The organism is Pantoea sp. M_10 (genome assembly GCF_008631515.1).
Taxonomy (GTDB): Bacteria; Pseudomonadota; Gammaproteobacteria; order Enterobacterales; family Enterobacteriaceae; genus Pantoea; species Pantoea anthophila.
Genome location: NZ_VWUL01000004.1, coordinates 322,557 through 346,019 on the forward strand (window position 1 = coordinate 322,557; position 23,463 = coordinate 346,019).

Below are 23,463 nucleotides of genomic sequence, written 5' to 3' on the forward strand. Positions count from 1 at the left end.
TGCAGCGTAAAAACGGGCGCAGCCCTCAGCCTGCGCCCGCCTGAACTCTGTCCGGCCTGCCGGAGCAGGTCAGGAACCGTCTCAGATGATCTTGTCGAGCGTAATCGGCAGATCGCGCACGCGCTTGCCGGTCGCGTGGAACACGGCATTACTGATCGCCGCCGCCACGCCGACAATCCCCAGCTCACCGACAGCTTTCCCGCCCATCGTGGTCGCCTCAAAATCGGGCTCCCCCACGTTGATCGTGGTAATGCTCGGGATGTCGCCGTTGACCGGCACCAGGTAGTCCGCCAGGTTGTTATTGATTACCCGGCCATTGCGCGGATCGATAATGCCCTCTTCCATCAGCGCCTGCCCGACCCCCATGATCATCCCGCCAATCCACTGGCTGCGTGCCAGTTTCGGATTGTAGAGACGGCCACTGTCGAGCGCGGCCACCATGCGTTTTACCCGGATGGTGCCGAAATCCTCATCAACCCGCACTTCCACAAACTGCGCGCTCCAGCTGTGCGCCGAAAACGCTTCGGGACGGCTCATGTCGTTCAGGTTGCGCACCATTTTGTCGCGCTCGCTTTGCGACATATCATCCGGGAAGGTGCCGCCAGTGACCGTGAGGCTCTCTGCCGGTGCCAGCGTCGCCAGCTGTGCCAGTGAAACCGCCAGCCCGCTGCGCAGAGTGTGCTGCACGGCGTCCCCCTTCAGCGTGAGCTGAGAGGCGGGGGTGCCATTGAGCGGCGACTGTGGCAGCTCGCTGGCCAGCTTCAGCAGCTGCGCGCGCATTCTTTTAGCGGTGTCGTTCACTGCGGCGGTGACGTTACCTGCCAGCTGCGAACCGCCCGCGACGCCGGCGCGCGGTAAGCGGGTGTCACCCAGCTCAACCTCAATGGTGGTGGAGTCGACGCCCAGAATATCGGCGGCGGTCTGCGCCAGAATCGTGTAGGTGCCGGTACCGATATCTGCGCCTGCACACTGCACCACAAACCGGCCCTGCGGCGTCAGGATGATTTTCGCCTCCGCCGGCAGTTTGTTGACCGGATAGGTGCCGGAGGCCATGCCCCAGCCAATCAGTTCGCGTCCTTCCCGCATTGAGCGCGGCGTCATAATCCGTCTGTCCCAGCCAAACGCCTCTGCCCCTTTCTGATACGCCTCTTTCAGACGGCGCGAACTCCAGGGGAGATCCAGCTGGTAATCTTTATCGGCCCAGTTGCGCAGCCGCAGTTCCAGCGGATCGATGTTCAGGGCATAGGCCATCTCATCCATGGCCACTTCCAGGCCAAAGGCGCTGGGATTTTCACCCGGCGCGCGCATCCAGCCAGGCGTGACGGTGTTGATCGGGCGCACCTGATGCTGAGCGGAGACGTTCTCCACCGCATACATGCGGGCGGTCACCTTGCTGCAGTTCTCGGCGAAGACGTCAATCAGTGACGTTTCACTGAAGCTACGCTGGATAATCGCCTGAATTTTACCGTCACGCGATGCGCCCAGCTCCAGCTGCTGCGAGGTAGCCGGACGACCGCCCAGGCCGGTAAAGGTCTGCGGGCGGGTCAGCGACACTTTGATCGGGCGCTTCAGCGCGCGTGACGCCACGCACGCCAGTGCAACGTGGGTGTAAGGCACCGGTTTTGAACCAAAGCCGCCGCCGACGTAAGGCGAGATAATCCGCACGGCTTCGGTTTCAATGCCCATCCACTCGCCGATCTCCACCTGCGCGCCCGCCACCCACTGACTGGGCTCCCAGACGGTGATCCTGCCCTCCTGCCAGTGTGCCACGCAGGCGTGCGGCTCCATCGGCATGTTGTATTCGCGCGGGGTGGTGTAACGCTCGCTCAGACGCACGTCGGCCTGCAGCATCGCCTGCTCTGCGTCACCCATATCGATATCCTGCTTCGACACCGGTTTCGGCTCCACGCCCTCATCGGTGGCGAAAATCAGGCCTCTGGAGGTTTCATACTCAATCTCAACCAGCGAGGCGGCCCAGGTAGCCTGTTCAAAGGTTTCTGCCACCACCAGCCCGATGTTCTGACCATTGTGAATGATCTTATCGTCCTGAATCGGGGTGTAGGTTGACTGCGCTGCGCCACCGTCTGCGATGGCGGTGGGCTTGTTAATCTTCAGGGGGTTCAGGTGGGTGTAGACCGCCAGCACACCTGTGGCCTGCTGCGCTTTTTCCACGGACATCCGGCTGATACGACCGCTGGCGACGGTGGACTGGATGACCACACCATACAGCGGATTTTCCGGCTGATGCTCGACCGCGTAGCGCGCTTCACCGGTGACTTTCACTTTGCCATCACCCCGGGAGCGTGCTGCGCCTAATCCCTGAACCGGACTGGCCGTTTCTGGCATAGCCGTGGCGCTGTCGCTGGCGCTGACACTCTGCATGTGCAGCCCCAGGCTGCCCGCCGCTGAGATCGCCGCCGTGGCCTTTAATAAATCCCGACGCACCTTGTCATTCACGTCACTCATGCGGTTTCTCCTGCTGCCATCAGCGCGCGGGCAATGACCCGCGGCGCCAGTTTTACTTTATAGGCGTTGTGAGCCAGCGCCTGCGTCTCCTGCGTGATCAGCTCTGCGGCCTGGAACACCGTCTCTTCATTGAACGGCTGTCCCTCCAGCGCCTGCTCAACCGACCTGACCCGCCAGGGTTTGGTCGCCACGCCACCCAGCGCAATATGCACCTGGCGCATGACCCCGTTCTCCAGCGTAAAGCCCGCGGCGGCACTGGCGGCGGCAAATTCGTAGGAGCTGCGATCCCGGACTTTCAGGTAGTGTGAGTGACGAAGGGACGTGGTCTGCGGCACTTCGATCGCCACAATGATCTCATCCTCGCGCAGGTCGTGCTCACGATCGGGCGAATCGCCGGGCAGCAGGAAGAAGTCATCAATCGCGATGCGGCGGGTCTCACCCTGCTGATTCTGCACCACCATAATGGCGTCAAACGCCACCAGCGCAACCGCCAGATCGCCCGGATAGACGGCAATACAGCTGTCACTGGCACCCAGAATAGCGTGGTTGCTGTTGACGCCATCCCGTGCGGCACAGCCGGAGCCGGGGTTGCGCTTATTACAGGCAGAGAAGGTCGCCGGGTCGCGGTAGTAGGCGCAGCGGGTGCGCTGACGCAGATTGCCTCCCAGCGTCGCCATGTTGCGGATCTGCGGCGATGCGGCCTGCCAGAGGCTGCCGTAGATGGCTGGTGCCCTCTGCTGACACTCAGGATGATCGGCCAGCTGGCTCATGGTGACCAGCGCACCCGCCGTGATGCGGTTTTCATCAAACTGCAGGGTTTTAAGCGTGGTCAGTCCGGTGATGCCAATTAGCTGCGGTGGCGTGAAAACCCCACATTTCATCAGATCGAGCTGCGTGGTGCCCCCCGCCAGCAACTGGCTGCCAGCCTGCTGTTTCAGTGCAGCGGCTTCTTCAGGCGACTGCGCTACTTTCCAGCTGAATTCATTCATGCCGACTCCTTCGCCATTTCGGCGGCGGCCTGTTTAATCGCATCCACGATGTGGGGATAGGCGCCGCAGCGGCAGAGGTTGCCGCTCATATATTCACGGATCTCATCCTCTGACCCGGCATGGCCCTCTTTGATACAGGCGACGGCAGACATAATCTGGCCTGGCGTGCAGTAGCCACACTGAAAGGCATCATTTTCCATAAAGCAGCGCTGCACCGGGTGCAGTTCACCTTCGGCGGAGGCCAGCCCTTCGATGCTGGTCACCTGCGCGTTGTTCGCCTGAACCGCCAGGGTCAGACAACTCAGCACTCTTTCACCATTTATCAGCACCGTGCAGGCTCCGCACTGTCCCTGGTCGCACCCTTTTTTCGTGCCGGTCAGATTAAGATGCTCGCGCAGTGCGTCGAGCAGCGTGACCCGCGGATCGACCTGCATCTGTTGCGGCTGGCCATTGACCTGCATTGTTAGCGATATTTTTTCCGACATTGTCTGCTTCCCATTGTTGGCGGGCTGAAAGATATAGTTTTTATTGGCTTACTGCTGACGGGATCTGAATCGGGGAATAGCGTGATAACCCTAATCTTTACGCGCGTATCTCTGACTTAAGGTTTAGCAGCTTTTTCACAATCTGGCGCAAGGATTGGGGAAAGTCAGCGTTATCCGAAGCGCTGAGCGGCCGAAATGGACATAGCCGCATGGCTTAAAATATTCTAATGCATTGATTTTTAGTTTTTTTATCAGGACGTCTTTTGAATACAACCCTAACGGCGGCCTGTGTGACTTTTTCAATAAGATTTTCCGGTAACATCTATCCCGCGGCGATTTTCAGGTGTAGTGGCAGGCTGCAAAGCGACGTTGCATCCCACCTGGACAATCTGCCTGTGTGGGGCTGGCTTTGGGTTCAGGCAGATGGGATGACAGAAAAATATTTTAAATTTCTTTCATCCGTTTTCCTCGCTCATTCGTATTAACAGACAGGGGCACTCTGGCCCTGTCTGCAAACTCAATGAGGGAAGTGAAAATGAAAGCATTCCTGCCAACTCTGATTTTTTCAGCTTTAGTTTTCAGCAGTGCCACTTACGCGGCGAGCATGAGCAGCGACACGGTGATGGTCGGCGGTGCCGCCATGTACCCGTCAAAAAATATCGTACAGAATGCCGTTAACTCAAAGGACCACACCACGCTGGTGGCCGCCGTTAAAGCCGCCGGGCTGGTCCCGACGCTCGAAGGCAAAGGCCCGTTCACTGTTTTTGCACCCACCAATGAGGCGTTTGAAAAACTGCCGCAGGCCACGGTCGACTCTCTGCTGAAACCTGAGAACAAACAGAAACTCACCAGCATCCTCACCTACCATGTGGTCTCAGGAAAACTGGATATGCAAGCACTGGAGAAGAAGATCAAAGCGGGTGGCGGCAAGGCCGAGCTGAAAACGGTAAATGGTGCGTCGCTGTGGGTGATGGCAAATGGCCCGCATAACATCCAGCTCAAAGATGCGCAGGGCAATATTGCCAGCATTACAACGTATGATGTTAACCAGAGTAACGGCGTTATCGATGTGATCGACACCGTGCTGATGCCATAACGCATTACCTATACTGTGTGTGGCCACCAGCACGGTGGCCACACCTTTCACAGGGAAGCCGATGACAAAAAATGTGCCCCCGATTCAGGGCGACTTAATGAACCGGATAGCCTGCGGCGACAAAGCGGCACTCGCGCAGCTTTACCGCGTCCTCTCGCCCCGACTTTACGGCATTATTCTGCGGATGGTCAGACGGCGGGACTGGGCAGAAGAGATCCTGCACGATACCTTTATTCAAATCTGGCAGTCAGCAACCTATTACGATGAGCGGCGCAGTGAACCGCACATCTGGCTGAGTCACATTGCCCGTAATCGGGCGATCGATTTCCTGCGTAAACATGAGAACCGGTGCTGCTCTATGGAAGAGATCGGCGAAGCGGAAGCGGGTTTTCAGACATCTCTTCCCGCCGATGAGAGTCATGCAGAGGCGCGGCGGCTTCAGCACTGTATGGCACACTTACCTGCTGAAGAGCGACAAAGCCTCTCGCTCGCCTACTACCGTGGCCTGTCCCAGAGTGAGATTGCCCTCTCCATGAGGCAGCCTGAAGGAACGGTAAAAAGCTGGATCCGACGCGCGTTAACTCACCTTCGGGAGTGCATAGGCCTATGAATGGTCCCGAACACGACGATCTGATGGCGGCAGAATATGTCCTGGGACTCAGCGACCCGGAAACCCGTCTCAGGCTGGATAAACGCCTGAATGAAGATGACGCCTTTGCCGCGGAGGTGCTGCACTGGCAGAAAGCGTTCAGCGGTATCGATCTGATCACCCCGGAGGCCACACCTCGCGCGGCTGTCTGGCGGCAGATTGAGCGGGATATTAATCGGCACGCTGCCAACACAAAACTGCCGCTCCGCCATCCCGGCTTCTGGCTGGGCTGGGGCCTTGCCGCGGCACTCTCGGGTCTGCTCCTTTTTACTTACCTGAACAAGCCGGAGATCTCCGAGGCGCAGCAGCCGATTGCGGTTCTCAGTGGCACGCAGCCCGATGCACAATTTGTGGTGACGCTGGACAGGGCGGCTTCGCACCTTCAGCTTTCTGCGCTTAACATTACGCTGCCGCAAAACAAGAACCTGCAGCTGTGGCTGATCAGAGGCAGTGCCCCGCCGCGATCGCTGGGCCTCATTACGCACCCTGACCATAACGTTTTCCCGCTTCCTCCTGGTACGTTAGATCATCAGACGGTCCTGGCGATAAGCCTGGAACCGGTTGGGGGATCAACGTTAAGCGGACCGTCCGGGCCGGTCATTTTCCAGGGCAAGGTCACGCGGCCTTCATCGCCAGGCGCATGAGGTGATAAGGCCAGGATCAGAGGTCGCTGCTGCACGCCCGATTTTCGATTCCTTAAAGTCTGATGACTGATTTGCAGCGTTTTTACACTTCATCCGGTTCTTTTTACGCCTTTTTTACGGGCTGAACGTTTTAATTAGCGACTCCGGGCGCCTCTGCGCCCATGTTCAGGGAAGTCGTGGATGAAATGTTTTACTAAGCCCTATTCCATAGCGGGAGGCAGCGATGCTGCCGTGGCTGAGCTTGCTGAACAACAGCGCCTGCGTCTTATCTCACCCCGCAAATGGTTCAGAGATGCCATTGAGGTCAATACGGATCCGGCGCTGCTGAACACGCGCCTGATTGCGCAGTGGCTGGGCGCAACCCTCCCGGATGCCCGCTCACTGACGCTGGCGCTGAACAGCAGCCTCTGTTTTGGTCTTTACCGCAATGGCCGACAAATCGGTTTTGCCCGGGTCGTGACCGACATGGTGGAAACCTGGGTGATCAGGAATCTGTTCATTTCGCCCGAGTATCGTTTCGTCGGGCTCGGCTCATGGCTGCTGCACTGTTGCCTGTCGCATCCCGGCGCCAGAGGCTGCCGTAATATCATCGCCATGGGCGAGCCCGTTCCGGACTTTTTCGAACGCAACGGATTTATGGCTTTTCCATCATTACCCGGCGTCTACGTGACGACGCTGCATGACGGGAATCACACCCCGGTTTGCACAAACAGCGCCAGCAGGCATTAGGCCGTCGGGGCGCACACCCATGAGCGGTTTTCTTCAGTTTATTCTCCGACCTCCGATTAACAGCGACAGGCTGCACGGCGCTTTTGCCTGCCTGCAGCCGGCCCTTAAGGAATACATCATGTCAGGCCTGATCCTTGTTTCTCATAATCAGTGTCAACGTTCGACGCTTACAGCTATCTATGACGGCATTCTTTCCCGACAGGGAGGACTCTGGATTAGCTGGGATGGCAAAAGCAGCGTCATCCCTGACGATGCACCAAGACCCTGCGCCGTGCAGCAGACAGGCCAGTATGAAACCGTTACCTTCCCAATGACGCCGGGCGAGCTGAATGAAGGGTATCGCCATTATATTCACAAAGGGCTCTGGCCCGTTTTTCATCAGCGCCCCGACATGGCCCGGTTTTCCGCCAGCGGCTTCCAGGCGTATAAAAGCCTCAACAAAGCCTTTGCGCGCGCGATTTGTGAAAACATCACGCCCGATGATGTTATCTGGATTCAGGATTATCACCTGCTTGGCTGTGCCGCTTTTCTCCGTGAAGAGGGACTGACCCAGGCCGTGGGTTTTTTCCTGCATCAGCCTTTCCCCGCGGGCAGGATATTTGAAACCATTCCTGAATGGCGCTGGCTGACGGAGTCGCTGTTGTGTTGCGATCTGATTGGCTTTCAGACCGTGCAGGATATGAATAACTTTATCGTCTGGCTGGAGGGGGAATTCCGGACTGAACGCCTGGAGTCGCACTGTTTTCGTGTTCACGGCCGGATTATCAGGGTGGGCGTATTTCCGGTGGGGATTGACCTGGATGATGTCCAGGCACTGCGCGAGAGCAACAGCTGTGCCTTTATGGAGATGCAGTGCCGCGACAGCCTGCCGGAAAACAGAGTGCTCAGCGGCGGCCATCTTGATGAGAGTTCAGGCCTGCCTTACCGAATCAGCACTCTTGAAGTGTTGCTGCGCAGACATGACTGTTATCAGAAAAACATTACGCTGCTGCAACTGGCCTCACCGGCAGCCGGACACGAACATGATGCCTCCGCAGTGGGCCAGGCACTGGAGGCGCGCTGCGGAGAGTTTAACGGGGTACATGGCGCCATGAACTGGTATCCGGTGAACTATCTGACGCAGGCTTACAGCCGCGAGGAACAGGCCGGGATCTATCGTGCCTCACGCGTGGCGCTGGTGACGCCATTAATGGCGGGCATGAGCCTGATGGCCAAAATGTATGTCGCTCTGCAGGACCCGAAAAATCCCGGCGTGCTGATCCTCTCCCAGTTTGCCGGTGCAGCCGAGCAGCTGGAGGGGGCCATCACCGTTAACCCTTACGATCCTGACGGCATGGCCAGTGCGGTACATACTGCATTGCAGATGCCGTTACGCGAACGGCGAAATCTGCATGCCCGTCTGATGAACATCCTGCATATACACAACAGCCATGCCTGGGCTGGGTCCTTTTTGCGCATGCTGATTAACGTGCCGGATGAACCGGCGTCATTGCCGCCACCGACGGTTTTTCCACGCCTGAGCAGCAGCCGGGCGAGGTACTGAATCAGCGCTATCTTCACCTCCGGGATGATGCGCCTGTATGCATCAACGCCTGTCGCCGGAATAGAAGCAGAGCAGGCTTTTAACCGCTATTATGCGCAACTTTATCCAGCTCTTCACGGGTTGGCCCCTGGAACCAGATGGAACTTATGTGGCAGCTTCGCGGTTGAGTCAGCACAAAGTGAATTGTCTCCCACATAGAGCGTCCATTCATCAGGCGCTCTCCCATTCTGGAGCCGTCGTCGACAAACGGCTCAAGCCCCGTCAGTTCAAAATCCGGCGGATAAAGACCCGTAACGCGAATGTTTTCTTCGGAAAGCTGCTGGGACAGTTTAGTGGTGAAACCGCTCAGACCCTGTTTACTGGCAAAAAAAGCAGGATGCGCAATGGAGTTCGTAAAACCCGGCATGCCGCAGGCAGTTTGTATGCTCTCCTCCCACCAGGCGCTAAACTGATTTCAGCCTCCTCTCGCGCCAGCCACACGCAAAGTAACTGACCAAATCCCCTGCCACGACCTGTGATGACCACTCTTTTTCCTCTAAGCGTCTCGTCCAATTCCATCACCGCATCCACCGGCGGCACCGCGTCGGGATTCGCAGGCGTAATGGTCAGCCGCTTCACGTTGTTGCGTGCGGCCAGCTGGTCCAGATCGCTGCCGATGGCATAGGCAATCATTACCGCCTGCGCCGCATCGTTAATACGCTGACGCAGCAGGACTTCGCGGTAAGTGTTCTCCTACAGGTTTTTCACAATCGGTTCAGATTCCAGCGCCAGCACACGGCGCATAGCGGCCTGCTCATCCGCCGGATAAAGCGCAATCAGTGCCTCTTTACGCTCTGCCAGCAGCGTTTCAAAGTCCGGCACTTCAATAACCTGCGGCGCGGGCAGCTGGGAAAGGTCAATTACCGCCACTGTTCACCCCCACTGGCACAGACATAGCAACCGGCGAGCCGTCAGCGCGCTGGCCGGCCAGATCAACCTGCATAGAGCCGTCAAAGCCGCTGGTAAGGTTTACGGTGCTCAGCCTTACGCGCGGCTCCCAGCGGCTGATGGCGACATACACCGCCGCCATCACCTGCAGGCGGGTCACGCCGTTCTGAGGCTGATCAATCAGCACCGACAGCAGCGAGCCGTAATCACGACGGGCGATGCGGCTGCCTTCCGGGGTGATCAGGATGTCGCGCATGCTCTGCCGTATGTAGTCGATGTCGGTAATGGCTTTGCCGGTGTCGCGGTTCATGCCGAGGTACATCATTGCAGGCCTCCTGACATATCGCTGCCACTCTTCACTTTGTTGTGTAAGTGCTTGTCAGCGATCACGCCGTTAGAACTTATTGAGCCGCCGCCGTGGGTCACATCGCCGTTCATCGTGGTGTCACTGGTGATCCGCGTCTGGCTGGCTTCTATCCCCAGCGCGTCGGTTATTAGCTGAATGCCTTCTGCCGCCTCAATGCGCACGCTTTTAATATTCTTAATCAGCAGCTGGTCGCTTTCCGGCTCGTACTGAAACCAGCCGCCGTCCTTAAACACGGTGGTAGTGCCATCTTCTGAATAGTCAGGCGGCGGAAAGGCTTCGGAATAAATGGCGGGCTTCGGAATAAATGGCGGGCTTCGGAATAAATGGCGGGCACCGCAAAAAGGGGGTTTCAACATTTTCACCCAGACTCAGCAGCACAACCTGTTCCCCGACGGTGGATTGCCACCATGTGCGTGTGCTACCGGCACGCAGAGTAAGCCAGTTAACCCAGTTGGTTTCGAGATCGCCCGTTTTGACCCGGCACAACCAGTTCACCGGGTCCACTTCGGACTCGGTGCCGGTGCGGATCAGGTTGGTGATAAGGCGCATGATTTCGGTAAGTTTTTCGTTCATGCTTTAAGAGTGGCATTTATGCCTCATACAAGCACTGAGTGAGATTTGTATGGCTCACGGCACAAATTCTTTTAGAATAATACTTAATTAGAGAGTTGTTGCGATAACACATCAGAAACTGTAAATTTGATCAGTCTAAAAAATTAAAGTAATTCAAACCCATATTTTTATTTTGAATACATCAATCAACTACAACTAGAGAGTGCGTCATGAGTGATACTAATCAGCATGGGTTATCGCGTTATATTCCTGAAGATGTCAGGAGGCAAGTAAGAAGGAGAGATGGTTTCGGGTGTGTTTTTTGCGCTACTCCAATCATTGATTATGAACATGTTGACCCGCTTTTTGTTGATGCTCATGAACATAACGCTGCGGCCATTACTCTCCTTTGCCCCACTTGCCACAGAAAGGTTACCAATCGTCAGATTAGTAAAGATTTGGTAAAAGAAGCAATGAAAAATCCAGCAGCAAAAATGGCAGGAGTAGTTAGGGAACAAGTTTATTTCTGCGATACGCACCCTACTGTAATTATTGGCGGACAAAGGCTAATTCGCTGTACAATTCCAATTCATATTTCAGGGTATGATGTTTTTAAAATTGAACATGAAGATGGCAAATACCTCCTTAGTGCTAAGTTTTGGGATAGCGAGGGAAAGCAAACCCTTAGCATCGTGAAAAATGAGTGGATTGTAAGCTCAGATAACGTTTGGGATTTTAAAGTTGAAGGTAACAAATTCTTTATAAAGGAAAAAGAAAAAAAGACTGCCATGACGATAAGGTTTGAGAACAATCAAGAACTGATTATAGAACACTTTGACATGCTAATAAATAACACAAGAGTGCATGGAAATGACAAAGTGCTAAATATTGGCTGGATCAAAATGAGCGGGGGCTTAGTGAGTGATAGTTTGTATGGAATGATGTTTAATATTTAGTTCTTTCAAAATATAGAAAATGAAAATTTTTATATACACCGCCTATTCAAGCCAGCGCATTAAGATTCCATATACTAAGCTTTCGACTTCATTATTTACACCCAAAAGCGGGCGTTCAGCATATTTCACCATCGTGCCGCGTTGGTTTACCCGGTCCCGCAGGCCGTAATGATGGACGCGGGCCAGCTTCTGCACCCCCGGAACAAAGGCAACCTCTGCTGCGTGGGCATTCGCCTGCGCCTTCAGATACTTTGCCGTTTTCAGCTTCGCGAACATGCCGCAACGGATGCGGCCCATTTTGTTGCGGGCGTTGACGCGGCGCGGCTCCCATGCGGTGCCGTCCGGTAAACGCTGCGCGATGATGTTTGCCTGCTGAATCCGGCGCACGTCGCATGCCACCTCGCGCAACATTTATCTGGGGCCGCTGGTTCCAGCTTCGACAGCCAAAGAGACACCTTTTCGTTAGTGCTATTTCAGTCGACAAGCCGTGTGGAAAAGGTTTGAAAGTATGCCCAACGTTTTTGCATGACGGCACGGCATAATAAGAAAATAGCTTTATTCGAGTTTGTACATGATGACAAAAAATTCACTGAGTAGATGCTATGCTTGTTAAATATTAAGCATCTAATTATTATCAGATTATTGATATGAGACTTTATTTTTTACCGCTGATTTAATCGCTGGCTGTCATTTAAGTATCATGGTTATGTTTTATGTAACACCTGGAAATAACGCTACACGCTATAAAAACGAATGAAACATCAAACTCAGCTTTTGTGAGTATATTTCCAGACGTGACTTACGGTAGTTTAAGTCACAACGACTTAATACCTGCTTTACGCAATGCGTTTCCGGTTTTGTTAATGCGTTCAGGATTATTCTGAAAAAGGAAGGTGCCCGCTTTGTCAGTGATGACCCTGACCGCGCCGCGCCAGTCATATAATCTGAATAACCATACACTGTAAGTGACTTAATAAAATTTCATGGCAGACATGCTTATTAACCGGCTCCTGCCTGCTATGGCTTATATCGCGTGTTCTGCGCTCAGATTTATGATTTTTTTCCCACGCGCTGCGCTCAACTCAGAGCTGACAGCGTCCCATTACTCAAGCCAAGAGGATTTATTATGTCGGCATCTGTGATTAAAAACGCGCTTAAAACGACAGCTTTAGCAGCAGTCGTCATGGCCGGTTTACAGGGCGCTTCGTTTGCCAAAGAGCAGCCTTCTCAGATAATCCCTGATTCAGCTTCAGCCGGAAGCGTATCTGTAAAAAAACCGGGGGCTACTGTTGATGCAAGCGCGGTAAAACTGGCCGCCTGGCATCACCATCTGGAGATTAACAAAAGCTGTGACGATCCGTCACTGGGTGTGGGTTGCGGAGATGGCGACGCATAACGACTGAAAAGTGCAGACACCTTGCAGAGGTGTCTGCACTGATATGTATCAGATAAAACATTCTGCCTTCGGCCCCTTCGCCTCACTCCATCATTACGCCGGCCTTGTCAGCATCTTAAATTCGTACTGAGTGTTATTTCAGAGGTGCTCAGAGAAGAAACGTCATCAGCGATGTTAAAAAAATCCTCGCTATAAATGTCATATCCTGGCGGAAAGTGGTCTTTTTCTAGTTTACTAAAAAATAATGTGAGTATGCTTTGGCGGGTCGTTTTAATGAAAACTACCACAACAGGATGGATGAGATGAAACAGGTCAGGATTTACACACTCAAAGACAGACAGTCAGCAAAAATTTATTTCCGTACACACTGGCCCCGGCATATGATTTCTCTTCCCGCTTTTAATATATATGTCAATAATGTCTATCTGAGTGATGAGTGTCAGGTCATTGCCACCGTGACCTATCAGGAGGGAGCTGACATGCAGGCTATAAATCAGGAGTATATGACCAGCGAGGCCTTCAGGTCTGACATGAAAGGTTTCGACATGTCCTCAATTCTCCGGGTAGAGGAAATCAGCATTAAAGAAGCCCTTTTCTGACTTCGCGATTTTTTCAGCCAGCATACATACACGCCCCTGGCCGTGAATGCTTACTCAGGCAGCGTGCAGGTGACTGGCCCGCTTCTGGCACTCCGGACCCGACATCACTATTCCGCAGTTCCCTCTGCCCTGCTCGCAGGCCAAATCGGTGCGACAGCCTGACCGGCAGAGTCGCCAGACAGTGCCGGACTGCCGGAAGCCAGTTCACTGAGGAGGTGACCATGAAGATAATAATTCACGATATCGCTATTTATTTTGCCCCCTAATGACTGATAAAAACCGTTTGCTTCAGCGTTTGATTTCTCGGCATTCCAGCTGAGGCTACGACACTCATGCTTCAGAGCGAGTTTCGCCATAAAACACATGAGGGATTTACCTGTACCCTTACCTCTCTCACGCCGGGAGACATAGAGCTCTTTAATGTGCATTTCGCCACTGTACCTCGGCGAGGGATAGAGAATAGTGCAACACGCCAGCCCAGTGATTTCAGCATTGCGACGCGCCCTGAGCACCAGCGTAGCGGAGAGCGGACTGAAGAGTCGGTTACTGAGATAATGCTTCAACAGTGCTTCCTGAATAATGCCCCTACCATAGTAGTGCTCTTCCATCTCGGTAAAAATTTTCACCATGGATTCCCATTCATCTGGCGGGCATATTTCTACTGTTACTTCCATGTTTACTCCCTGTCACTGAAAAAATGTCATAGTCGAGCCGGGGTTTAGCCCAACCACAGCCCTTGACTCTTTGGCCCCATATATAAATGAACTTAGCCTTGAGCGAAAAGCGGACGCCCTATAGCGTTACCAGGCGTCCGTTCACCTGAAGTGGACGGATTACTTTACCCGCTTCCCCGTTTCGTCAGTAACCTTCTCGCCATCCTCTTTTGTAAACGCGCCTTTCTGACTTTCCGGCAGAATATCCAGCACGATCTCTGAAGGGCGGCAAAGACGAGTGCCCAGCGGCGAAACCACTATCGGTCGATTAATCAGAATCGGATATTGAAGCATGAAATCAATCAACTGCTCATCACTGAATGTCCCTTCATCAAGACCCAGACGTTCATAAGGCTCAACGTTTTTACGCAGCAAGGCGCGCACCGTAATCCTCATATCTGCAATAAGTTTGATCAGCTCATCACGGGTCGGGGGCGTGTCGAGATAATAAATTATTGCAGGTTCGTTACCGCTGTTGCGGATCATTTCCAGCGTGTTGCGTGAGGTGCCACAGGCCGGATTGTGATAGATGGTTATGTTGCTCATATCAGTATCTCATTACAAAGTGACAGAGAGCCGCCACGCCAGCGCCGCCAGAGTGACAAACAGGACGGGCACAGTCATGACAATGCCGGTTCGCACGTAATATCCCCAGGTAATCGTGATATTTTTCCGGGCAAGCACGTGCAGCCACAGCAGGGTAGCCAGACTGCCAATCGGGGTGATTTTCGGCCCTAAATCGCAGCCAATTACGTTGGCATAAATCATTGCCTCTTTGACGACACCGGTCGCCGTACTGCTGTCAATCGACAGCGCGCCAATCAGAACTGTCGGCATATTGTTCATCACTGATGAGAGAAACGCCGTCAGGAAGCCGGTACCGAACGCCGCTGTCCATAAACCCTTGTCTGCCAGCAGATCCAGCACGCCAGACAGATAGTCCGTAAGCCCTGCATTGCGCAGGCCATAGACGACCAGATACATGCCAAGCGAGAAAATTACGATCTGCCAGGGTGCACCGCGCAGGACTTTCCCGGTGTTAATGGCATGGCCTCTTTTCGCCACCACAAACAGCACTGCTGCGCCAGCCGCTGCTATCGCACTGACCGGGATCCCCAGGGGTTCCAGAACAAAGAAACCGACAAGCAACAATAACAGGACGATCCAGCCCGCCCTGAAGGTTGCCAGATCTTTTATCGCACTGGCTGGCGTCTTCAGCAGCGAAACGTCATAGGTCGCCGGAATATCCCTGCGAAAGAAGAGATGCAGCATCACCAGCGTGGCCACAATCGCTGCCAGATTCACGGGCACCATAACGGAGGCGTACTGCGTAAAGCCCAGGTCAAAGAAGTCTGCCGAGACAATATTGACCAGGTTAGAAACAATGAGCGGCAGACTGGCCGTATCTGCAATAAATCCTGCCGCCATGATAAAGGCCAGTGTTGTGCCCTGGCTGAATCCCAGCGCGAGCAGCATTGCAATAACAATTGGCGTCAGGATCAGCGCGGCACCGTCATTGGCAAACAATGCAGCAACAGCGGCACCCAGCAGGACTATCCAGGTAAACAAAAGGCGGCCACGTCCGTTACCCCAGCGGGAGACATGCAGAGCGGCCCATTCAAAGAAGCCGGACTCATCGAGCAGCAGGCTGATGATGATGACCGCAATGAAAGCCGCTGTCGCATTCCAGACGATATTCCAGACAACGGGAATATCAGCGATATGGATGACGCCGGTTCCGAGCGCCAGCGCAGCTCCGATACTAGCGCTCCAGCCAATACTCAGCCCTCTGGGTTGCCAGATCACCTGTATCAGCGTCAGTAAAAATATCCCTCCAGCCAGTAACATTTCAGACTCCATTACATATGATTACGTGAATATGTTACCTGCGTTAGCAGGAGGTGCAGGCCGATTTTACCAGCCATTCTCGCACCTCTTCCCGCAGGCACTGCCAGGACGTCGTGATTGTCTCAGCGGCCCACGCTGGTATATGCGGTGACAGACGATAGTGGACCCACTTACCTTCACGACGATCAAGCACAAGCTTCGCCTCGCGAAGAAGCGCCATATGGCGTGATATTTTGGGCTGTGATTCGGACGTGGCTGCACAGATATCGCATACACACAGTTCTCCGGATTCCCGCAGAAGCATCACGATGGCGAGCCGTGTTTCATCAGACAGGATTTTAAAAAGCTGAACAGGCTGTAGCATTTTCCACTCCGCGCCTTCGAAAACATATATGTTAGTTCATATGTGTTGAGTTTAAAATCACCCAATTCCTCCGCAGAAGAAAATGGAACAATTTTCAGCCCTGAACACTGAATGCTTTGATCAGCGCATTGCTGAAGCGGGAGCCACCATCAATCCTGATCTTTTATGGCTCAGCTATGCCGCAGAGTAAGCCGGTCGTCTGCTGACGGCATGGGCGCGGTGGTGGAAATCCTGAATCCCTCTGATTTACCGCTGCCTGATGATGCGCCGGTGTCGCAACCCAAAGTTACCGGGATGCGCAGTCTGGTCAGGTGGTAAAAGCGTGGCAAAAATCGACAAAAAAGGACGAATGAGACCTTCTTCATGGCATGACCGCTTCGTCGATGCATTAAACATTCTTCCATTCCGGACTGACTATCGTCAGACGGATCTAATCCTGGGCAGTCGTCCAGAGCTGACAATCTCCTGACACCAGAGACCGTGCCTGAAGGAAATGTTTTACTGGCATTACATTTGTTGATAAGGCACTCAGTAAATGGTTTTATCAATAACTATTCATGAATGCTGAATAAGGCCAGAAGCATTGTCATTAGAATCCGCAGAGTGGTTTAGCCGGAATGGCATAGAGTGTTCACGGGTCAGAGCCCGTAACTCTGGCTTTCCGAAACATCTCCACGATGAATATGTCATTAGTGCGAACCTGACGGGGGTAGAGGAAATCTGGCTGGCGGGAAAAACCGCTTATGTCAAAAGTGGGCAGGTTACCCTATACAATCCGGGAACGATTCAGGCTTCACGTTTTGATACTCACGCAGTTGAATTTGTCAGCGTACACATACCTCAGGCTCTGATAAAAAAGCTGGCTGAGGAGGAGAATCTCAATAGCGCTCACGAAGCCCCGGTTCTGCGCGAAGGCATAATCAATAACACCCGCCTGTTTGACGCGCTGACCCGTTTTGCATCATCGGCCCGGCTTAATGGGGGCATGGATGAGGAGCAGGAACTGGTTTTACTTTGTGGTGAACTGCTTGAGTCGCCAGCTCTGCTTCAGCAGGGGGATGAACAGAAAATCAACCTTGTTATTGGCTACCTGCGGGAGCACCTTAGCGTAAGACCGCAGCTTGAGATGCTCGCTCAGCTGGCAGGGATGAGTAAATATCATCTCGTTCGCGTCTTCACCCGGCACACTGGTATGCCGCCTCTGCAATATCACATGCAGCTTCGTCTGCACCATGCCCGCGACCTGCTTCGCAGAAATGTGCATCCGCTTGATGCAGCTCTCGTGCTGGGATTTTACGATCAGAGTCATTTCATTAATGCATTTCGCAAAGTGATGGGAATCACCCCCCATTACTATGCTTCGCAGGTCAGATCAGGCCACTATAAATTCCCGGTACCCTGACATAATCACGTAAACCGCAAAATAGCTGAATATGATCGCCGAGGCGATAAAGGAATATTTAAGCAGGCGTTGACCCAGCAGTTTGCCGCCAAAACTACCCACCAGGCACAGGACACACGTCCAGAACATGCCCGCGATGAAAAATCCTCCCAGAAAACAGGAGGTAGCGGCAACATTGTGCGGACCCATCCGGGAGATCAGCGCACCGCCCACGGTCGCAAACCAGAGAATGGCCGAGGGAGAGGACATGGCGAGCACCACACCGCGCCCGAATTCACGTATGAGCGGACGGGAGTGATGCGTTTCGCTCACGTCAGGCTCCGAAGCGTTTCTGAAAGCGGCTATCAGCATTTTGCCTGCGAACCAGAGAAGCATCGCGCCACCCCCGATCCACAGTATCCAGCGAACGACTTCATACTGAAGCAGTACGGCCATGCCCGCCAGCGCCAGTAGTGCATATGCCAGATCACCCACACACGTTCCCATTCCCAGCCAGAAACCATGAAAATATCCGCGTTGCATGGCAAGGGTGATCATCGCAATATTGGCAATCCCGATATCAAGACACAATGAAAGGCTCAGTAAGAAGCCATTCGAAAACTCGATCATAATGTAAAGCCTCTAATCGTCTTAACATCCCCGTTTACCCGACCAGTTAAGCAGTCGATCTGTAATTCGTATTGGAAGAAATTGCGCGAAGAGGCAGATCGAAGGACACATCGTATCCTTCATCAACGACTTAGCTGAGCCGTAAAGTTAACCGGTTCGCACGTCTGGTCGCCCCCCTCTCCTGTCTTGTCCGGACGGGAATCAGTCCGAAGTGTTCCTTCTGTCGCGATAACATCGCCATTTACATCGCTCGCTATTTAATAGTTTACAACAAGGTCATTTGATGTCAGTGTAACCAAACTAAATAGCACACTACTTAATAGCAAACATAAGGAAAGCCGTCATGAAAATAAAAATTACCGCAGGTGCTTTATTGTTAGCCAGTCAGATGACGTCAGCCTGGGCTGATTCTGCTGAAAACGTGCCGCAACCTACCGCTGGCGTGGCGACGTTCCTTAACGCACTTAACAGCAGTGGCGGAAAGCCCATGGAGACCTTATCCCCTAAAGAGGCCCGCGCAGTACTGACCGGAGCGCAGAAAGGTGCCCCACTGCCGCCCGCCCGGATCGCTGAAAAAACCATCACGGTAATGGGCAAACCGCTGACGCTGACGATAGTGAAACCTGCCAGTGCCTCTGGCGAGTTACCGGTGTTCATGTTTTTCCACGGCGGTGGCTGGGTACTGGGTGACTTTCCTACACACGAGCGTCTGGTTCGCGATCTCGTTAATGAGTCCGGTGCTGCGGCGGTATTTGTGAACTACACACCTTCACCTGAAGCCCATTATCCGGTTGCGATTACCCAGGCTTATGAGGCAACAAAATGGGTGGCCGAATATGGCAGTGAAATTGGCGTGGACGGTAAGCGTCTGGCACTGGTGGGGAACAGCGTGGGCGGAAACATGGTTGCTGCCGTCGCGTTACAGGCTAAACAACATAAAACACCGGCAATACGCTATGACGTGATGCTGTGGCCTGTTACCGATGCCCATTTCGATGATGCCTCTTACCAGCAATTTGCCAATGGCTATTTTCTGACGCGAAACATGATGAAGTGGTTCTGGGACAACTACACCACCTCAGAAAAGGAGAGGAGTAACATTCTGGCCTCGCCGCTGCGCGCAACCAAAGCCGAGCTGGCGGGGTTACCGCCAACTCTGATTCAGACTGCCGAGCTGGATGTACTGCGTGATGAAGGGGAAGCATTTGGCCGAAAACTGGATGCTGCTGGTGTGCCGGTAACCGTCACGCGCTATAACGGCATGATCCATGACTTTGGTTTGCTGAATGCCCTGAGTAAAGAGCCAACGGTGCGAACGGCGATTAGCCAGGCGTCAGCAGAGCTGAAGGAACATCTTAAATAAACGACGTGATTCATGCGTTGTAAAAGGGCAAATCAGTCGGCCAGCGCCGGCTGATTTCTCAGGTATCAATGCAGTCAGGCATCTGCGCCTTGTGACTCGTCTCTGTGCAAACTGAATAAACGCATACTCTGGCTTTGAGGTCGTGCATGCAGTTAACGCTCTGGAAATACCCCAACTGTAACTGTTACCGCGCTGGTTCAAAGGAATAAATGCGAGCACACATGCGCGTTAGCGGCTACTCGAAGAATCTCGCTCAAGAAATGTATTAAGAAGTCCGCTTCTGGCACAAAATGGCATTCTTATAGGTCGAAGGTCCGCTATGAGTGAAAAGCGAACGTCATAGACATAACGTCAGATTATTAACACTACATTGAAACATTACAACCCGGCTGCGAACTCAAATAGGCATCCCCATTATCTTTAGCGTGCTCTGTTGTGAAGCTGTGCTGAGAACTGTGTCTTTGATATGTAGCATCCCCTGTTTTTCATAGAATCTGCAAGCTCGCTCATTCTGCTCAAGTACTTCCAACCACAGGTACTTTTTTCCACGGTTTTGCGCAATCGCTATGAATCTTTCAAACATCATTTTTCCGTAGTTCTTACCCGTCTCTGTGGGTATCAGATACAGCTTATTAAGTAAGACACCTGAGATAGAAGTCTCTGGTATAAAGCTTTCCCAGGTGATCTTTGCAAAGCCGATAGGGTTATGTGCTTCTGCCAGATACCACGATGTGCTGGGATCTTGCAGACTTTTTTCAAGCGCAGGATACGAGTACTCAGCAGCTAGAAATACATTCATTTCGGATTCTGAAATCCACATGTGGCTGAAATGAGAGCGATAAATGTTGTAGCCGAGTTCATTCAATATTCCTGAATCCGTCAAATCCGCATCCCGTATGCTAAATGTCATAAATTAAATCCCCTGTTTAACGTTTGCTCTTAAAATCCCTGAACTGCGGGAGCATTTCCGGAGTGTGTCAGGAACTATACGTTGGGTTTAACATAAAATTTCTGCCAGAATGTCCTCTGCAGCCTGCCCGAACTCAAATCCCTGTGCTTAACCGCAATAGGGTTCTCAATTTACACCAGGTCTTATCCTTGCTATATCTTATCTCAAATCAGCGGGCACCCTGTCCTCTCAGTCAGACCATGCGTTTATAGAGGGTATCCAAATGAATCAGACCCACTCCGTTCCGGAAATTTATAATCCTGATGTGCCGTACACAGTGAAGTGCGAGATCGTGACCCAGTTGTGCCGGGCACTGGCTGCCCATAAAAACATGACCCCGGACGATCTGAGGAAGTATCTTCTGGATAAGCTTCATGTGGATTTCGAAAATCTGGAAGATAACCCGGTAGGAATGCTGCTCTTATACGAGTACCTCTATTCTCAGCGTCCCCCGGCCTGTGCCGAAGTGAAAGAAAACCTCCACTAAGAATAACCTCTGGCGGGGAATTTATTTACCGCACCACCCCGCCTGCGAACGCCCCTGTCAGCAATAAAAAACCTCACCCGATGCCGAACGTGGCCGGTTATTTCACTCTGATGAGAAGATACTGCCCCACTGCGCTTCTGCATAACCCGGGTACCGCGCGGGCCGCCGACGCCTGTTGAGATCACTCCGTCAGACGCGCCAGCATTTTGCCTCTGTAAGTATAAATAATCGCGCATATCAGCAGGCTAAGCAAAGCCGTGCAGATAAAGACACCCGCGCCAGTCATCGCCAGCAGTACCCCACCGATTAACGGTCCGACGGCTATCCCCAGAGACGACAGCATTGAGGCACCCAGATAAGCTCCCCGATGCGCTGCCGGTGCCAGTTGATCAAGCAGGATGTTCAGGTTCGGCATCAGGATCGCTTCTCCGATACTGAACAAACTGGTTACCGTAAGCCAGAGCCAGATATCTGTCGAACGCGTACAAAAAAAGCAGATTTGCGAAAGTGCGAAAATTAACCCGCCCAGAAGAATGCGTTTTGGCAGGGAAACCGGTGCCAGAAACCGCATGATAAAGGTCTGAAAGACCAGAACGGTGCAGGCATTCGTCACCAGTATCAGAGTAACCAGTTTTATGGCGGCGTCCCCATCCAGTAAAAGGAGGTACTGGGGCAGGATGGCTTCGTAATGGATGAATACAATACTGCACAAAATGCTGCACAGCAGCGCGGCAATATAGATTTTGTCACTGGCAATAATACGTACGACCTGATGCAGTTTTAACGAAACCTCACTGCCAGCCTGTGACGCTTTCAGCAATTTGCCCGCGGGCACAAATAGCAGGACGTAAACGAAAAAAGGAATATATGACAAACCCGTAATCAGGAATGTGCCCTTCTGAGAGGTAAGCCCGAACGCAATTCCGGTCAGCGGACCAAATACCGCGGCGACGTTGATAAGGTAGTAGCGCATTTGCAGAGCAAGCGCTCGGCGGCGGCGGTCCACCAGCAAATCACTCATGAGTGCACGCAGAGGAGGGTCAACCCAGGCAAAGGAAATGCCGATGATCATCAGGCCAATGAAAAACAGCCCGAAGCCTGCGGCCTGAGCAAGAATGATGTAGCCCAGCGCAGAAAAACCACAGCCCATGAGGAGAATGACGCGTCGACCCAGCCTGTCTGAGATCTGCCCGCCATACATACCCAGCACCACTGAAAACAGTGCGCTGCTGGTCATCGCCACGCCAATCGCAATCGGTGACATATGATAATGCTGTGCCATGATCACGGCGATAAAAGGCCAGGCCATGAAATAGCTGAAGCGGATGACCAGCGTAAAAAAGAGCAGCGCATGAACTGTTGCCGGAAATGATTTCAGCGTCTGGATTAATCCTGCCGCCGTGCCCTCCTCTGCGACGGGTTTAGTTGTCATAAATCTCCTTATTCTGTTTTATGAATGCATCCCGCGCGCAGCAGCGCATAAGTGATTAAATAGTAATAAAATTATTTCACATGTCGTGCAATATAAATGTTAAAGAAAGGTTTTATTCGCCATCTTATAAGGGAAAGACTCTTTATCTGAGAGCAATGTAAGGGAATGCGCAAAGCAGATAACAGAAAGCCGACATTACTGCTGATATCAGGGCAGCCCTCACCCCAAACCGTTAACAGGCATATCAGGGGAGATTATTGGTTGCTACTCTGAAAGGTAAAAGGTCTGCTCACAACCGGTAACAGGAGGCAAGAAAATGCTGGCTTATATCACGACAGGAACCAATAACTTTCAGCGCTCCGTTGACTTTTATAACGCTCTGTTCGACGTCCTGGGCTATGAACGGCAGCCTGCCTGGACAGAAAGCTGGGCAATGTGGGGAAAAGGAAATAATCCGGATGAAGGATTCAGCTTCTGCCTCTGCCCTCCCTTTGACGGTCAGCCCGCAACGGCGGGAAACGGAACAATGTTCGCTTTCAGCGCCGATAACGCCGACATTGTCAGACGGTTTCATGCCGCTGGCCTCCTTGCGGGAGGAAAGAATGAAGGCGAGCCAGGAACACGAACCGCGTACGGACCCGATTTCTATGTTGCCTATCTGCGCGATCCTGACGGACATAAGCTGGCATGCGTTTATCAGCACTATTCTCCTGAAAAAGATAACCCTGCAGCGGAAGAATAGTCACAGGACGGATAAGATTTTATGGTTTTAACGTCCGGGAAATTCAGCCGTGAAATGAAAAGCTTCCGGCTAATTTTTCAAGGAATATTTAAATCACCCTGAAGCATTAACGCAAAACGGGAAAATTCCAGATTTTCCCTAATAGCCACGCATGCA

The 23,463-nt window shown here is 52.9% G+C and carries 24 protein-coding genes and 4 pseudogenes; 13 read left to right on the plus strand and 15 right to left on the minus strand.

Features of this window, described 5'->3' with window-relative positions; genetic code table 11:
- Nucleotides 1–81: 81 nt before the first annotated feature.
- The 3 genes from F3I47_RS14020 to F3I47_RS14030 are packed head-to-tail and all read right to left on the minus strand — an operon-like array spanning nucleotide 82 to nucleotide 3,916.
- Nucleotides 82–2,466: a xanthine dehydrogenase family protein molybdopterin-binding subunit gene (locus F3I47_RS14020; protein ID WP_150029182.1), complete on the minus strand. Its 2,385-nt coding sequence runs from the start codon at nucleotides 2,464–2,466 to the stop codon at nucleotides 82–84.
- Complete coding sequence (locus F3I47_RS14025; RefSeq protein WP_150029184.1) at nucleotides 2,463–3,455, minus strand: xanthine dehydrogenase family protein subunit M; 993 nt, start codon at nucleotides 3,453–3,455, stop codon at nucleotides 2,463–2,465. The genes F3I47_RS14020 and F3I47_RS14025 overlap by 4 nt, the downstream gene beginning before the upstream one ends.
- Nucleotides 3,452–3,916: a (2Fe-2S)-binding protein gene (locus F3I47_RS14030; protein WP_009092803.1), complete on the minus strand. Its 465-nt coding sequence runs from the start codon at nucleotides 3,914–3,916 to the stop codon at nucleotides 3,452–3,454. Before F3I47_RS14030 ends, F3I47_RS14025 begins: the two co-directional genes overlap by 4 nt.
- 559 nt (nucleotides 3,917–4,475) lie before the next feature.
- Here F3I47_RS14030 and F3I47_RS14035 point away from each other — a divergent pair.
- The 5 genes from F3I47_RS14035 (at nucleotide 4,476) to F3I47_RS14055 (ending at nucleotide 8,601) form a co-directional block, all read left to right on the plus strand.
- Nucleotides 4,476–5,036, plus strand: a complete 561-nt coding sequence (locus F3I47_RS14035) for a fasciclin domain-containing protein (RefSeq protein WP_058957063.1) — start codon at nucleotides 4,476–4,478, stop codon at nucleotides 5,034–5,036.
- A gap of 61 nt (nucleotides 5,037–5,097) precedes the next feature.
- Nucleotides 5,098–5,646, plus strand: a complete 549-nt coding sequence (locus tag F3I47_RS14040; RefSeq protein WP_058957062.1) for a sigma-70 family RNA polymerase sigma factor — start codon at nucleotides 5,098–5,100, stop codon at nucleotides 5,644–5,646.
- Entirely contained in the window at nucleotides 5,643–6,329 is a 687-nt protein-coding gene (locus F3I47_RS14045; protein ID WP_150029186.1) for an anti-sigma factor domain-containing protein, read from the plus strand. The genes F3I47_RS14040 and F3I47_RS14045 overlap by 4 nt, the downstream gene beginning before the upstream one ends.
- 180 nt (nucleotides 6,330–6,509) lie before the next feature.
- A complete protein-coding gene (locus F3I47_RS14050; RefSeq protein ID WP_150029188.1) occupies nucleotides 6,510–7,058 on the plus strand; it encodes a GNAT family N-acetyltransferase in 549 nt (182 codons plus the stop codon).
- 118 nt (nucleotides 7,059–7,176) lie between these two features.
- Nucleotides 7,177–8,601, plus strand: coding sequence for a trehalose-6-phosphate synthase (locus tag F3I47_RS14055; protein WP_150029190.1), 1,425 nt, complete (start codon nucleotides 7,177–7,179; stop codon nucleotides 8,599–8,601).
- Between the two features lie 79 nt (nucleotides 8,602–8,680).
- Here F3I47_RS14055 and F3I47_RS14060 read toward each other — a convergent pair.
- The 4 genes and pseudogenes from F3I47_RS14060 to F3I47_RS14070 all read right to left on the minus strand — a co-directional run.
- Nucleotides 8,681–9,028 (minus strand): annotated as a pseudogene (locus F3I47_RS14060) (SDR family NAD(P)-dependent oxidoreductase); the annotation flags it as partial.
- Between the two features lie 107 nt (nucleotides 9,029–9,135).
- Nucleotides 9,136–9,510, minus strand: a pseudogene (locus tag F3I47_RS22350) (baseplate assembly protein); the annotation flags it as partial.
- The gene (locus tag F3I47_RS14065; protein WP_150029192.1) at nucleotides 9,497–9,853 is read right to left on the minus strand and encodes a GPW/gp25 family protein; all 357 of its coding nucleotides are present in this window, start codon (nucleotides 9,851–9,853) and stop codon (nucleotides 9,497–9,499) included. The gene F3I47_RS14065 and the pseudogene F3I47_RS22350, both read right to left, overlap by 14 nt.
- Nucleotides 9,850–10,468, minus strand: a pseudogene (locus F3I47_RS14070) (phage baseplate assembly protein V). Before F3I47_RS14070 ends, F3I47_RS14065 begins: the two are co-directional and overlap by 4 nt.
- A gap of 209 nt (nucleotides 10,469–10,677) precedes the next feature.
- Between F3I47_RS14070 and F3I47_RS14075 the strand changes: the two are divergent.
- Nucleotides 10,678–11,403, plus strand: a complete 726-nt coding sequence (locus tag F3I47_RS14075; protein ID WP_150029194.1) for an HNH endonuclease — start codon at nucleotides 10,678–10,680, stop codon at nucleotides 11,401–11,403.
- A gap of 42 nt (nucleotides 11,404–11,445) precedes the next feature.
- On the opposite strand, the pseudogene F3I47_RS14080 reads toward F3I47_RS14075, so the two are convergent.
- Nucleotides 11,446–11,858 (minus strand): annotated as a pseudogene (locus F3I47_RS14080) (phage virion morphogenesis protein).
- 671 nt (nucleotides 11,859–12,529) lie between these two features.
- Between F3I47_RS14080 and F3I47_RS14085 the strand changes: the two are divergent.
- Together F3I47_RS14085 and F3I47_RS14090 are read left to right on the plus strand one after the other, a co-directional pair.
- Nucleotides 12,530–12,799 (plus strand): hypothetical protein, encoded by a 270-nt coding sequence (locus tag F3I47_RS14085; RefSeq protein ID WP_150029197.1) that lies wholly within the window; start codon nucleotides 12,530–12,532, stop codon nucleotides 12,797–12,799.
- A 302-nt stretch (nucleotides 12,800–13,101) separates the two neighbouring features.
- The gene (locus F3I47_RS14090; protein WP_150029199.1) at nucleotides 13,102–13,398 is read left to right on the plus strand and encodes a hypothetical protein; all 297 of its coding nucleotides are present in this window, start codon (nucleotides 13,102–13,104) and stop codon (nucleotides 13,396–13,398) included.
- Between the two features lie 107 nt (nucleotides 13,399–13,505).
- Here F3I47_RS14090 and F3I47_RS14095 read toward each other — a convergent pair whose 3' ends face one another.
- The 4 genes from F3I47_RS14095 to F3I47_RS14110 all read right to left on the minus strand — a co-directional run bounded on the left by F3I47_RS14095 (nucleotide 13,506) and on the right by F3I47_RS14110 (nucleotide 16,323).
- Complete coding sequence (locus F3I47_RS14095; protein ID WP_150029201.1) at nucleotides 13,506–14,072, minus strand: N-acetyltransferase; 567 nt, start codon at nucleotides 14,070–14,072, stop codon at nucleotides 13,506–13,508.
- A gap of 159 nt (nucleotides 14,073–14,231) precedes the next feature.
- Nucleotides 14,232–14,657 (minus strand): glutaredoxin-dependent arsenate reductase, encoded by a 426-nt coding sequence (gene arsC, locus F3I47_RS14100; protein WP_150029203.1) that lies wholly within the window; start codon nucleotides 14,655–14,657, stop codon nucleotides 14,232–14,234.
- Between the two features lie 12 nt (nucleotides 14,658–14,669).
- Nucleotides 14,670–15,959 (minus strand): arsenic transporter, encoded by a 1,290-nt coding sequence (locus tag F3I47_RS14105; protein WP_150029205.1) that lies wholly within the window; start codon nucleotides 15,957–15,959, stop codon nucleotides 14,670–14,672.
- 43 nt (nucleotides 15,960–16,002) lie between these two features.
- Nucleotides 16,003–16,323: a transcriptional regulator gene (locus tag F3I47_RS14110; protein WP_150029207.1), complete on the minus strand. Its 321-nt coding sequence runs from the start codon at nucleotides 16,321–16,323 to the stop codon at nucleotides 16,003–16,005.
- Between the two features lie 165 nt (nucleotides 16,324–16,488).
- Between F3I47_RS14110 and F3I47_RS22660 the strand changes: the two genes are divergently transcribed.
- Complete coding sequence (locus F3I47_RS22660; RefSeq protein ID WP_190311327.1) at nucleotides 16,489–16,641, plus strand: hypothetical protein; 153 nt, start codon at nucleotides 16,489–16,491, stop codon at nucleotides 16,639–16,641.
- Nucleotides 16,642–16,906: 265 nt separating this feature from the next.
- A complete protein-coding gene (locus F3I47_RS14115) occupies nucleotides 16,907–17,725 on the plus strand; it encodes an AraC family transcriptional regulator (RefSeq protein ID WP_150029209.1) in 819 nt (272 codons plus the stop codon).
- Here the strand turns inward: F3I47_RS14115 and F3I47_RS14120 are convergent.
- A complete protein-coding gene (locus F3I47_RS14120) occupies nucleotides 17,696–18,334 on the minus strand; it encodes a LysE family translocator (RefSeq protein ID WP_150029211.1) in 639 nt (212 codons plus the stop codon). The genes F3I47_RS14115 and F3I47_RS14120 overlap by 30 nt on opposite strands.
- Before the next feature lie 343 nt (nucleotides 18,335–18,677).
- On the opposite strand from F3I47_RS14120, the gene F3I47_RS14125 reads away from it, so the two are divergent.
- Nucleotides 18,678–19,697, plus strand: a complete 1,020-nt coding sequence (locus F3I47_RS14125; RefSeq protein WP_150029212.1) for an alpha/beta hydrolase — start codon at nucleotides 18,678–18,680, stop codon at nucleotides 19,695–19,697.
- A gap of 397 nt (nucleotides 19,698–20,094) precedes the next feature.
- Here the strand turns inward: F3I47_RS14125 and F3I47_RS14130 are convergent, their stop codons facing one another.
- Nucleotides 20,095–20,607 (minus strand): GNAT family N-acetyltransferase, encoded by a 513-nt coding sequence (locus F3I47_RS14130; RefSeq protein WP_150029214.1) that lies wholly within the window; start codon nucleotides 20,605–20,607, stop codon nucleotides 20,095–20,097.
- A 262-nt stretch (nucleotides 20,608–20,869) separates the two neighbouring features.
- Between F3I47_RS14130 and F3I47_RS14135 the strand changes: the two genes are divergently transcribed.
- Entirely contained in the window at nucleotides 20,870–21,133 is a 264-nt protein-coding gene (locus tag F3I47_RS14135; protein WP_150029216.1) for a hypothetical protein, read from the plus strand.
- 181 nt (nucleotides 21,134–21,314) lie between these two features.
- On the opposite strand, the gene F3I47_RS14140 is transcribed toward F3I47_RS14135, so the two are convergent.
- Complete coding sequence (locus F3I47_RS14140) at nucleotides 21,315–22,565, minus strand: MFS transporter (protein WP_150042078.1); 1,251 nt, start codon at nucleotides 22,563–22,565, stop codon at nucleotides 21,315–21,317.
- A gap of 316 nt (nucleotides 22,566–22,881) precedes the next feature.
- Between F3I47_RS14140 and F3I47_RS14145 the strand changes: the two genes are divergently transcribed.
- Nucleotides 22,882–23,307, plus strand: coding sequence for a VOC family protein (locus tag F3I47_RS14145; protein WP_150029220.1), 426 nt, complete (start codon nucleotides 22,882–22,884; stop codon nucleotides 23,305–23,307).
- Nucleotides 23,308–23,463: the final 156 nt, after the last annotated feature.